Here is a 12,356-nt window from a genome sequence, read left to right as displayed (position 1 = left end):
AAGCCCGCTATAAGCGGGCTTTTGAATTATGTCGCAGTATATTACTTACCCGCGCGAGACACGTACTCGCCTGAGCGCGTATCACATTTTACTATTTCACCAATTTGAATGAACAATGGCACACGTACAACAGCACCTGTACTTAATGTTGCTGGCTTTCCGCCAGTTCCGGCAGTATCACCTTTCAAACCAGGGTCTGTTTCTGTCACTTCCAACTCAACAAAGTTAGGTGGATCAACTGAAATAGGGTTGCCGTTCCAGAAAGTAATCGTACAAACATCACCTTCGACTAACCATTTTTCGTTGTCTCCAATGGCTTTTTCGTCTGCTGCAACTTGCTCAAACGTGTCATTATTCATAAAATGCCAAAACTCACCATCGGCATACAAATAACCAAGATCAGAATCCATGACATCAGCACCTTCTACTGAATCACCAGATTTGAACGTTTTCTCGAGTACTTTACCTGAGATAAGCTTACGGATTTTTACTCGGTTAAACGCTTGGCCTTTACCTGGCTTGACGATTTCGTTGTCTAGGATATTGCAAGGCTCACCGTCAATCATTAACTTGAGACCATTCTTGAATTGGTTTGTACTAAAAGTAGCCATAAATACTCGCTTTATTTTCGCAAAGACTTGAATTAGAAATGCCGCAAATAATAACTCAAATCGACAATGAATTGCACACTTCTTGGCAAAAAGAATTAGCAAACGTTATCACAGATCCTAAAACACTCTTAACACTGCTCAATTTAGATGTTAAGCAATATCAACACCACTTTAATGCACGCAAATTATTCCCCGTGCGCGTGCCACGCCCTTTTATTGAGCGCATGGAAAAAGGCAACATTAATGATCCACTGCTAAAGCAGGTAATGCCACTGAGTGATGAATTCACTGAGGTCACAGGTTACTTTTCCGATCCTCTTGTCGAACACGACACCGTTGCAGAAGGTTTATTACACAAATACCGTCATAGAGTACTGATGATCGTTAAAGCCGGCTGCGCTGTTAATTGTCGCTATTGCTTTCGCCGACATTTTCCTTACGCCGACAACAGCCCTAATAAAAAGCGCTGGCAACAGGCATTAGATTACATTCAAGTTCACCCTGAAATTAATGAAGTGATATTTAGTGGTGGCGACCCTTTAATGGCCAGTGACGATCATTTGCACTGGCTTATTGGGCAAATTGAACACATTCCACATGTTAAGCGATTACGTATTCATTCGCGCTTACCTGTTGTTATTCCGCGTCGTATTACAACTCAATTGGTTTCCATGCTTTCAAGCACAAGATTAAAACCGACTATGGTATTACACATCAATCACGCCAACGAAGTTGACGACGCCCTATCAACGGCACTAGAGCCCCTTAGACAAGCACGGATCCCATTGTTTAACCAAAGCGTATTACTCAATGGGGTCAATAATGACGTTGAAAGCTTGGTTAAGCTAAATGAAACCGTTTTCGATCATGGCATTATGCCTTACTACCTTCATCTTTTAGATAAGGTGCAAGGCGCAGCTCATTTCGATCTTGAAGAAGCACAAGCGCAAGCATTGTTAAAAGAAGTGTCTGCCGTATTGCCAGGCTACTTAGTACCAAAATTAGTCAGAGAGATTGCCGGTGAGCCTAACAAAACACCGATAAATTTGGCATAATAGCGACACCTTAATTTTGAACTAGTTTGATAATGTCTGACGCTATAAATCAACAACTGATTGACAATATTTCAATCATCCTTAAAAAGTCGCTCACCGCAGATGCGACACTAGCCGACTTACGTGAACACAAGAAAGCAGGATTTACCGCCATATTTGGCAAAGATGCTGGTTTTAAATGCACTGCGAATAATTTTCAGCCTTATGTACAAGAAGTTGCAGATGACTTACTCATTTGGCAAGAGCAAAAAAGCCAAGAAGTCTTGATAAAGATGGTTAAAAAAATTGAACAACTTTTTAACGTGTTATCGAATTTTGAACAAAGCTACCTAGACAGCTAACTTGCCGTCACAACGAAATTGCTTAATACATAACATAGAAAAAGCGGCTAGCACTGATGTGCTAACCGCTTTTTTTAACGATAAAATACCGCAAGAATTAAGAGAAGGTCGCTTTAAACCAGCTGGTTAGCATATTCTTCTCATAGGCAAATGAATCCCTATTGGCTGTGGTACGTAGGTTATCCATGAATGTCATGTCTTTGATTTCTACAGTATCTGCTTGAAGCGATTTACCGTTACCGTCAGTTAATATGTACGACAACGAAACACGAGGAATAAAAATCTCTTTAATGACACGTATTTGCTGCGTGTTAATAAATTGTACATTGCCCGCTAAATCAACATTAGTGACTTTGACTTCCAGTGAGTATGACTCAGGTAAGTCACTGGCCAATTCTGTTATGTGTTGCTCTAACTCTTTAAATACATGTGCTTTAAATTTTTTGTTCGAGCCATTTGCCGATCTCACATCGCGGTAATCATCAACATTTTCCCACGAAACGTTAGTTGATGCGGCTAATGCTGAATTGGATACTAACGCCAATACAACAATATAAAATAAATTCGTGAATTTTTTCATTTTTACTCCAGTTTCAACACTACAACTCTAAAATTCAATGTTGTATTAACTATTTACTTTCACTACGACATTTTCAAAGGTGTTATTAAACCACCTATCTAGCATACGTTTTTCATAACCCAATGATTTATTGCGGTAACGCATATTAGATCCCATCAGAAAGTTCATGTCTTTTAAATTAGTGCCACCTGCCTTGACTTTCGAGCCATTCTCATCAAATAGCTCGTACGTAAATTTTAGACGAGGAAAATATAAGTCTGTCACAATACGCAGTCGATCAATACCGCCCGCATTTACATCTCCTGCCAAATCAACATCAGTTACGGTTACCGCCAATTTATGTCCGTCAGGTAATTCACTTGCCATTTTGGCAAAATGCTTTTCAAAATCTTTAAAAACACGCTCTCTATATTTTGTTTTCGGTTCATTACCCGAATTAATATCTCGATACTTATCTGGATTCACCCAGTTTACTTCACTTGTACCGGCTTGTACTTGCAAGCTTGGAAATAGAAAACTGATGAAGATAGTAAAAATCACTATATATTTATTCATGATTCACTCCTCGTTTTGATCATCATGTTATTAGACCGGATTTAACGCTGAAAATTTGATCAAATTTGTAACATCAAAGTATTAACTTGTTACTTGGTTAAATAAAACTGCCTTAACACGGCGTTCACAATATAAGCCGCTCGTTGTTCTCGCTCTTGCTCTGAATAATCTTCGTGAACAAAGCCTTGAATTGCACCGCGCCAAACCTGTTTTTCCATAGCGCTATCTTCAATATAGATAAGAAAACTGCCCTTTTCCAAATCGTCAACACTAGGCAATCCTGGTAATACGCCAAACTTTTGGTTAATTGCTTGATCGCTTAAATCTTTTCCCAAGGCGATGCCGTAGCCAACATAAAAATGAGGATTGCTTTCTGTTGTATATTGATAACCTTTAGACTCTAAAGATTGAATGATTTGTGTGGCATAGACATCATAAGCCTGCTGCATTTGAGCTTCAGTTATTGACAACTGTTCACTGTATCTTGGTGATAACGAAAATTTGGCACCACTAGGGTATTTTATAGGCAGATCTCTCACACTTGATATCGCAAGTTGTGATGCACGTGAATGTTGTGCTGAGTCAACTTGTACACACCCTGTAATAAGAATAAATGGAATTAGAGCTAAACACTGTATCAATTTTTTCATCTTTCATTCCCGGAATGATTGTAAATACTATTCAACGTTTACGTAATCAAATGATATTGACTACTCAAATAGTATACAGCACATAGTTGAAACAATTTGTAATCGCGAGTTGGTAAATTGTACAAACCTTGAAGATTAACCACTCAAAAGGCACTACTGCAGAATCTACCCAATGAAATCTACCGACACCCTGTTTCAAAAAAACAACTTTGTTACAGACAATAAAAAACCTGCCGAAGCAGGTTTTTAAATATACGCGTAGAGCAATATGCTATTTTGCGAAGAATAAATCGTTTAGTACAAGGCGCTGAAAGCGAAGCATACGTGTTGTTGTATGTGAGCGAATCAGCAACGCAGTAATCAACGTTTTAGTCGAGCAAAATTACATCATACCGCCCATGCCGCCCATACCGCCCATGCCGCCCATATCAGGCATTGCTGGAGCGCCACCAGCATCTTTAACTGGTGCGTCGGTAATCATTGCTTCGGTCGTTAACATTAAACCTGCTACTGATGCAGCAAATTGTAATGCAGAGCGAGTAACTTTAGTTGGATCTAAGATCCCCATGGCTAACATGTCGCCGTACGTTGAGTTACCAGCGTTATAACCAAAGTTACCTTCACCGTTACGCACTTCGTTCAATACTACTGAAGCTTCGTCACCACAGTTAGCTACGATTTGGCGAAGAGGAGCTTCCATTGCACGAATAGCAACGTTTACACCGTGTGTTTGGTCTTCGTTAGCGCCTTCAAGATCTTTAATAGCGTCTGCTGCGCGAACTAATGCAACACCACCACCAGCAACAACACCTTCCTCAACAGCTGCACGAGTTGCATGCAATGCATCTTCAACACGGGCTTTCTTCTCTTTCATTTCAACTTCAGTAGCTGCGCCAATTTTAATTACTGCAACACCGCCCGCTAATTTAGCTAAGCGTTCTTGAAGTTTTTCTTTGTCGTAATCTGAAGATGAATCTTCAATTTGGCCACGAATTTGTGAAACACGCGCTTGAATGTCTGCTTCTTCACCAATACCGTCAATAATCGTTGTGTTGTCTTTAGAAATAACAACGCGTTTCGCTTGACCTAAATCTTCTAATGTCGCTTTTTCAAGCTCCATGCCGATTTCTTCAGAAATAACCGTACCAGCAGTTAATGTTGCAATGTCTTGTAACATTGCTTTACGACGGTCACCAAAACCAGGTGCTTTAACAGCTGCAACTTTAACGATGCCACGCATGTTGTTTACAACTAATGTTGCAAGTGCTTCGCCTTCAACATCTTCAGCAATAATTAATAATGGCTTACCTGCTTTAGCTACACCTTCAAGCGTAGTGAGTAGTTCACGAATGTTCGATACTTTTTTATCAACTAATAGGATGAATGGGTTTTCTAATTCAACAGCACCGCTTTCTTGGTTGTTAATGAAGTAAGGTGATAAGTAGCCACGGTCAAACTGCATACCTTCAACAACGTCTAGCTCATCGGTAAGGGCTTGACCTTCTTCAACAGTAATAACACCTTCAGTGCCCACTTTGTCCATCGCTGTTGCGATGATTTGACCAACGGTTTCGTCAGAGTTAGCTGAGATAGTACCTACTTGCTCAATCGCTTTGTTGTCAGCGCACTCTTGTGAAGCGCCTTTCAATGATTCCACTGCTGCAACTACAGCTTTGTCGATACCACGTTTAAGATCCATTGGGTTCATGCCCGCAGCGATAGATTTTAAACCTTCATTCACGATAGCTTGCGCTAAAACGGTTGCAGTTGTTGTACCGTCACCCGCTTCGTCATTGGCTTTAGAAGCAACTTCTTTCACCATTTGCGCACCCATGTTCTCGAACTTATCTTCTAATTCGATTTCTTTAGCTACACTAACGCCGTCTTTAGTAATTGTCGGGCCACCGAATGACTTATCTAATACAACGTTACGGCCTTTAGGGCCTAAAGTTACTTTAACTGCATCAGCTAATACGTTAACACCGTTAAGCATTTTCGCACGTGCGTCATTTCCAAATAATACGTCTTTTGCCGCCATTTTCTTAAATTCCTATAATTTGTTTCACTCACCCGATAACTTCATCATCTCAGGCAATATGCTAACTTTGGGTTATTCTACGATTGCTAAAATGTCTGCTTCAGACAAAATTAGTACTTCATCACCGTCAATTTTTTCAGTTTTAACGCCGTAACCTTCATTGAAGATCACTTGGTCGCCTACTTTTACGTCTAACGCGCGAACTTCACCGTTTTCTAAAATACGGCCATTGCCTACAGCAACAACTTCACCGCGAGTTGACTTCTCAGCTGCGCTACCCGTTAAAACGATACCGCCAGCAGATTTTGATTCTACTTCTTTACGCTTGATAATTACGCGATCGTGTAATGGACGAATGCTCATTGATTTTCTCTCCTGAGAACTAAAGTTAAAGTTATTTCGTTGAAGAATAGATAAGGACTGATTTTTTCAAAACAAGCCCTTTAATCGATTTTTTTACTCTTTACGTTCGAATTCACCATCAATGGTTTTACCTTGATGTTCTGCTTTAGGTGTATTGTGCGCTTCAAATGGGTTTTGTTGCTCGAAGCTTGAGTGTTGATGAGCACTAAAATTTGCACCTGATGTTGCACTGGTCACGATATGGCGCTGCACACCTTTTACTAACCCTTTGCGTACTTGCGGAATTAAAAGCGAGAGACCAAAGGCATCAGTGACAAAACCTGGCGTGACAAGAAATACGCCCGCAACTAATAGCAAAAGTCCGGCAACAATTTCCTCGGAAGGTGCTTGGCCTTGCGCCATTTTAGTTTGTAAATTTTGTACGGTAGCAATGCCCTGTTGACGCACAAACACAGCACCTAACCATGCCGTTAAGATCACAACACCAACTGTTGGCCAGCCGCCAATAAGTTCACCAACTTGCATTAAAACGGCTATTTCAATGATTGGGACAATGATAAAAACAAGAAATAAAATTCGAAACATCAGCATTCCTTAAAAATTACTTGAAACTAATATGGTGTTAATCAGGTCAATTTCAACCATGCAGCAGACTACTCATAGTATTTGCTGGTGTAAAATGGTAAAAATGGTGATATTGATCTTCAATCGACCCTATGACCATTTTATGTACCAAGTTGTGCTTTGTAATTGCCCTGATAACAATGTAGCTCAAGCGATAGCAACACAGTTAGTTAGGGAAAAGCTTGCCGCTTGTGTGAACATAATGCCCGGTATAACTTCGGTTTACAGTTGGCAAGAAAAGATAGAAACGGACACAGAAGTTATGCTCTTGATCAAAACAACGCAAAATCAGTTTGATAGACTAGCGGCCTTGATTAACAACATACATCCCTATGACGTTCCTGAAATTGTTTCCTTGAACATCCAGCAAGGTGACAACGCGTATTTAAACTGGATTACAGAGTCACTAAAGTAATATTCATGAAACAAGCATTTTCACTCCTGTTTTTATTGTTAACATTTATTTCAGTTAATCCCTCGACAGCCTACGCTCAAAATTCGATATTTGACACTTCATCGAGCTCATTGTTTAGCAATGATGATGAATTTTTAAAAGTGGATGAAGCATTTGTCTTTGACTTTTATCAACGCAAACGCTCTGTGGATATCACGTTTAACATTCATGAAGGTTACTACTTATACCGTCATCAATTTAAATTCACCGCTAAAAACGCGACGATCAAGCCGGTTCAATTACCAGAAGGCATTGATCACGAAGATGAGTTTTTTGGTGTCCAAAAAATATTTCAAGGAAAGCTCGCTTTTGCCATTGAAATATTGAATGCAGACAAAGATGCGTCTATCACGGTGCGCTTTCAAGGCTGTGCGGAAAAAGGCCTTTGCTACCCACCGACCAATAAAACAATCGACATTGATGCCGTTGCAGCTGATGAGAATGCTACTGATAGTGCATTGGTGTTATCTGCGATTAATGGCCAAGGTGGTGTAAGCACAATACCTGCACCATCAACAAAGCCGACACAAAAACAAACAAGTGAACAATTTGAGCTAGTAGACATGCTCAAAAGTGACAGTTTACTACTTACACTATTGGCATTTTTTACCGGTGGTTTATTGTTGTCATTCACGCCATGTGTATTTCCAATGTACCCTATTCTAACGGGTATTATTGTGGGTCAAGGTGATAATTTATCCACCAAGAAAGCTTTTAGTTTATCGTTTTTCTATGTACAAGGTATGGCGGTGACCTACACGCTACTAGGTATTGTGGTCGCATTGGCGGGTGCCCAATTTCAAGCGATGTTCCAACACCCTGTTGTATTAATAGCGTTAAGTGTGTTGTTTATATTTTTGGCGCTCTCAATGTTCGGCTTGTTTAATTTAGCATTACCATCAAGCTGGCAAAACAAGTTAAATAACATCAGTAATAAGCAAGAAGGTGGCTCTTATACAGGTGTCCTGTCGATGGGTGCAATTTCAGGTCTTGTTGCCTCACCTTGTACAACCGCTCCACTTACCGGCGCTTTAATTTATATCTCTCAAACTGGCGATATCGTCTTGGGCGCATCTGCACTATACGCCTTGAGTTTAGGCATGGGATTACCTCTTTTAGTTTTAGGTAGCTCTGGCGGAAAAATCCTTCCTAAAGCAGGCAACTGGATGAACATTATTAAGAATGTCTTTGGCTTATTATTACTTGCTGTTCCTATATTCCTTGTTGAGCGTTTTATTCCCGCACAAGCTGCCACAGCATTGTGGGCATTATTGATCATGGCGTCTGCAACATACTTTTATGTAGCAAATGCTAACAGTGAAAAGAATTTTTGGTATGGTGCACGTTCATTGGTTATTTTCTTTGCTTTCTTTATTGGTGCCAACACTATGTATCAATTGTTTGTCACGCCTTCTGTCGCCAACACAACAGTACAGACAGAAGGTAAGTCATTTGTCTTTGTTAAAGATTTAGCAGAATTAAATGCCATTATTGCTAAAGCTAACAGTGAAGGACAATCTGTAATGGTTGATCTGTATGCTGACTGGTGTATCGCTTGTAAAGAATTTGAAGAATATACTTTTCCTAAGCCTGAGGTACAACAAGCTCTGAGCAATACGTTATTAGTACAAATTGACTTAACGGAGACCGGAGCAGATTCTAGTATCGAGTTAATGGAACACTTTGATGTCTTTGGGTTGCCTTCAATACTATTTTTTGATGCTAAAGGTGAAGAGTTAAGCCAGCAACGAGTTACCGGTTTTATGGAAGCAAGTGAATTTGCCGCTCATGTAAACAGTACTCTAAACTAATCACCGAATAACACTTAACTGTTCCATAGAAACTAAGCAAGAGTATGAACTAACTTGTCATATTCTTGCTTGTACGACACCCTATACTTAATAGTATTGTATCTACTCTAACCCTTAGACTTGCCAATCAATCGGCGATTTTCCCAGTGAAATTAGCAACTTATTTGTTTTAGAAAAATGCTGACAGCCAAAAAAGCCTCTATGAGCAGAAAGAGGTGATGGGTGAGGGGCGAGAAGCACATGATGTATTTTGGTATTAATAGCTTTCCCTTTCTTTTGAGCATGCGCCCCCCACAACAAGAACACAACGCCAGTCAGTTGTTCATTAATCGAAGCAATGACATGATCGGTAAATTGTTCCCAGCCGAGGTGCTTATGAGAATGAGCTTGTCCTTCTTCCACCGTTAACACAGTATTTAACAACATCACTCCTTGGTCAGCCCAAGCTTGTAATAAACCATGCTCAGGTATTTCAAAATCACTGACATCGTTGGCCAGTTCTTTATAAATATTCTTTAACGAAGGAGGGACTTTAACGCCCGGTTTTACTGAGAAAGACAAACCATGAGCTTGTCCTTCACCGTGATAAGGATCTTGCCCTAAGATAACCACTTTTATATCGTCAAAAGCAGGAGTATCGAAGGCAGAAAAAACTTCAGCTTGAGGTGGGAATACCGTAATTCCCTGTGCTCTGCGACGCTCTATGTGTTCTATCGTCTGCAAAAAGTACGGCTGGAGTTTTTCTTGCTTAAGTAATGAGGACCAATTATTCATGCGCAATTTAAGCCAATTTTAATTAATTTTCAGGTCGAAGGCAGCTACACAGTTATTTATTAACCTGGGTTTTCCAGTAACCATCCACCAATTGCTCTTCAATAAATTTACTAATCTCTTTATCCGGAATAGGTTTGGAGAAATAATACCCTTGAATAACGTCACAGTCGTTTTCGGTCAGGCTTCGTAGCTGCGCACTAGACTCAACCCCTTCAGCGGTAACTTGTAAACCGAGATTTTTAACCATCGCGATTGTGGACATAATAATTTGATAATCAGAATGATTCTCCAACATACCGAAAATAAAGCTCTTATCGATTTTAATTACATCAACAGGCATTTTCTTCAAGTACGCTAGTGAAGAGTACCCTGTACCAAAATCATCGATGGCAAAGCTAAAGCCCATAAGCTTTAGTCGTCGCATAACAGAAATAACCGTATCAATATCTGACACCAACGTCTGCTCAGTTAATTCAAGTTCAAAATAACGAGCAGGCAATGAAAATCGATCCATCATTTGCGACAAGTAATCAGGTAAATCAGGATCTAAAAACTGAGCCGCTGATAAATTAATTGCAATACGAACTTCTTCGGTAAAGTGTGATTTTAATTCCGTGACAATTTCAAAACACCGACGTATGACCCAATAACCAAGCTCGATCATGTATTCTGAGTTTTCCAATATTGGAATAAAGTCATCTGGAGGTACCATTCCACGTTCAGGATGCTCCCAACGTAATAACGCTTCGAAACCACACAGTCGTTTCGTTTTAGCCTCTAACTGTGGTTGTAAGCTTAAGCTAAACTGCCTTTTAAGTAGCGCTTGTCTCACTTCACTTTCCAAAGCAACACGTTGGGCAACACGTAAATACATGTCTGTATGATAAATATAGTATTGTGAACCGCCACGATTTTTAGCTTCATACATGGCAATATCAGCAAAGCTGATCAAATCATCAACGCGAGATAATGGATCGTCTGTATAAACAATACCAACACTAGTAGACACATAGAAGATGCCTGAGCCGACTTTAATCGGTGTTTTGAAGCGCTGCAATACATCTTCTGCCACTAAAACGACTTCATCTACATTGGGCACTTGATTTAGTATGATGACAAATTCATCACCGCCAAATCGACACACTAAATCAACTTTACTGATACTGGTTCTTATGCGACGAGCGGCTTCCTCGAGCAGCTTATCTCCTTGCGCATGACCATGACTGTCATTCACTTTTTTGAAATCGTCTAAATCTAGAAACAATATGGCAATGCCTTGTCCTGTTCTCGGCATATTAGCGAGCGACTTTCGCAATTGATGGTTGAGCATATTACGGTTTGGTAATCCCGTTAAGATGTCATACATTGCGATGTTTTCAAGCTCTTTGGTTTTTTGTTCAACCTCAATATTCAACTGTTCAAGTTCAAAGCTTAGTTCTTGAGCTGACTTGGTCAAAACATCCAACTCATCTCTGAAAAAGCCTTTGCGTTGCAAATCAATTGCTCTAAATTTATTAAACTCTTTCCGTGCCAATAACGGCAAAGCATTAGCTAAGTTCAACAACCGTTTCGTAAATGGTCCTGTGATAAAGAACACAAACATGGCCAAGACGAGGAATATTACTGATTCAGTAACGAGGAAATAATTACGGTATTTTATGTTTTTTTCTTTAAAATCAATAACATCATCAATCAAAAGCAAATAATGCAAACTTTGTTCAGTATTAGATAGTGGAATAAAGTTAATGAGGTAATGGTTGTCTTTTCCTTCAAGCTCAACCCCTTCACGCCCCAATTTCTCAGTATAAAGACTCTCTTGAAAATCTTTAAAAATTTGCTCAGTTAGCTGTTTATTCGACGCTGAAATAATTTCAGCCTCTTGTAGCCCTAAAGACGTTTTTAATGGAAACTTTACAACAGCGACTTCACTATTTAATGTTTGGTTTAGGGTAAAGAGTACTTCAACTAATGTTGCAGACATGCTGATAACAGCTACCTGACCATTTTTATTTAAAATAGGGACACTAATAATTTGCAAACATTCTCTTTGGTTATTATCACAGGAAACAAAACCGAGTGGTTCTTGTCGTGTGAACACCTGGGCCACATTATCCCTCACTAGAGCCGGAGTGCTGTGCTCTGTAGAAGCTAGTGTTTGAAAATTTTCATCGACTAACCAAAAATTTTCTACATTTAAATGAAGCTGAAGCGCATAAAACTGCTGCTTCATTGCTTCAGATAACACACTAAAATCATCGTGTTCAGCAATACCAACAATGTCTGAAAATGATTCAACCCAAATACGCAGTTGGCTATTTAATGCTTCTTGTTCAATGGCAAATTGCGCTTTTCCTAACGATAGTTTGTCTTGTTGATGTTGGACAAACTCATCTTGTAGACGCCAAATTGATAGCGATGTAAAGCCTGCACTTAGCAGCAGCAAAGAGCCTACAATTAAGCACAAAAGCTTAACAGGGACGCTAACAAATTTCTTTCTCAT

13 protein-coding genes are annotated in these 12,356 nt (G+C 39.7%); 4 read left to right on the top strand and 9 right to left on the bottom strand.

Annotated features, from left to right (window positions below; genetic code table 11):
* Positions 1-41: 41 nt before the first annotated feature.
* The gene (gene efp / locus QUE03_RS03075) at positions 42-611 is read right to left on the bottom strand and encodes an elongation factor P (RefSeq protein WP_286264975.1); all 570 of its coding nucleotides are present in this window, start codon (positions 609-611) and stop codon (positions 42-44) included.
* Positions 612-649: 38 nt separating this feature from the next.
* On the opposite strand from efp, the gene epmB reads away from it, so the two are divergent.
* Together epmB and QUE03_RS03065 are read left to right on the top strand one after the other, a co-directional pair.
* On the top strand, positions 650-1,666 hold the full coding sequence (epmB, locus tag QUE03_RS03070) for an EF-P beta-lysylation protein EpmB (RefSeq protein WP_286264973.1): 1,017 nt from the start codon (positions 650-652) through the stop codon (positions 1,664-1,666).
* 32 nt (positions 1,667-1,698) lie between these two features.
* The gene (locus QUE03_RS03065) at positions 1,699-2,007 is read left to right on the top strand and encodes a hypothetical protein (RefSeq protein WP_286264970.1); all 309 of its coding nucleotides are present in this window, start codon (positions 1,699-1,701) and stop codon (positions 2,005-2,007) included.
* 97 nt (positions 2,008-2,104) lie between these two features.
* Here QUE03_RS03065 and QUE03_RS03060 read toward each other — a convergent pair whose 3' ends face one another.
* The 6 genes from QUE03_RS03060 to QUE03_RS03035 form a co-directional block, all read right to left on the bottom strand.
* The gene (locus QUE03_RS03060) at positions 2,105-2,587 is read right to left on the bottom strand and encodes a DUF3016 domain-containing protein (RefSeq protein WP_286264968.1); all 483 of its coding nucleotides are present in this window, start codon (positions 2,585-2,587) and stop codon (positions 2,105-2,107) included.
* A 45-nt stretch (positions 2,588-2,632) separates the two neighbouring features.
* A complete protein-coding gene (locus QUE03_RS03055) occupies positions 2,633-3,142 on the bottom strand; it encodes a DUF3016 domain-containing protein (protein ID WP_286264966.1) in 510 nt (169 codons plus the stop codon).
* 89 nt (positions 3,143-3,231) lie between these two features.
* Entirely contained in the window at positions 3,232-3,792 is a 561-nt protein-coding gene (locus QUE03_RS03050; protein WP_286264964.1) for a DUF4136 domain-containing protein, read from the bottom strand.
* A 382-nt stretch (positions 3,793-4,174) separates the two neighbouring features.
* On the bottom strand, positions 4,175-5,830 hold the full coding sequence (gene groL / locus QUE03_RS03045; protein ID WP_286264962.1) for a chaperonin GroEL: 1,656 nt from the start codon (positions 5,828-5,830) through the stop codon (positions 4,175-4,177).
* 72 nt (positions 5,831-5,902) lie between these two features.
* Positions 5,903-6,193: a co-chaperone GroES gene (locus tag QUE03_RS03040; protein ID WP_286264960.1), complete on the bottom strand. Its 291-nt coding sequence runs from the start codon at positions 6,191-6,193 to the stop codon at positions 5,903-5,905.
* A gap of 93 nt (positions 6,194-6,286) precedes the next feature.
* Positions 6,287-6,778, bottom strand: a complete 492-nt coding sequence (locus QUE03_RS03035) for an FxsA family protein (protein WP_286264959.1) — start codon at positions 6,776-6,778, stop codon at positions 6,287-6,289.
* A 58-nt stretch (positions 6,779-6,836) separates the two neighbouring features.
* Between QUE03_RS03035 and cutA the strand changes: the two genes are divergently transcribed.
* Together cutA and QUE03_RS03025 are read left to right on the top strand one after the other, a co-directional pair.
* Entirely contained in the window at positions 6,837-7,232 is a 396-nt protein-coding gene (gene cutA, locus QUE03_RS03030) for a divalent-cation tolerance protein CutA (protein ID WP_286264958.1), read from the top strand.
* A gap of 5 nt (positions 7,233-7,237) precedes the next feature.
* Positions 7,238-9,082: a protein-disulfide reductase DsbD gene (locus tag QUE03_RS03025; RefSeq protein ID WP_286264956.1), complete on the top strand. Its 1,845-nt coding sequence runs from the start codon at positions 7,238-7,240 to the stop codon at positions 9,080-9,082.
* Positions 9,083-9,196: 114 nt separating this feature from the next.
* Here the strand turns inward: QUE03_RS03025 and ung are convergent, their stop codons facing one another.
* Both ung and QUE03_RS03015 read right to left on the bottom strand, forming a co-directional pair.
* Positions 9,197-9,856 carry a uracil-DNA glycosylase gene (ung, locus tag QUE03_RS03020; RefSeq protein ID WP_286264954.1) on the bottom strand — a complete coding sequence of 220 codons (660 nt, stop codon included), beginning with the start codon at positions 9,854-9,856 and terminating at the stop codon, positions 9,197-9,199.
* A 52-nt stretch (positions 9,857-9,908) separates the two neighbouring features.
* Positions 9,909-12,356: a bifunctional diguanylate cyclase/phosphodiesterase gene (locus QUE03_RS03015; RefSeq protein WP_286264952.1), complete on the bottom strand. Its 2,448-nt coding sequence runs from the start codon at positions 12,354-12,356 to the stop codon at positions 9,909-9,911.

It is taken from the genome of Thalassotalea atypica (genome assembly GCF_030295975.1).
Lineage (GTDB): Bacteria > Pseudomonadota > Gammaproteobacteria > Enterobacterales > Alteromonadaceae > Thalassotalea_F > Thalassotalea_F atypica.
This window is presented reverse-complemented; position numbering and strand designations above follow the sequence as displayed.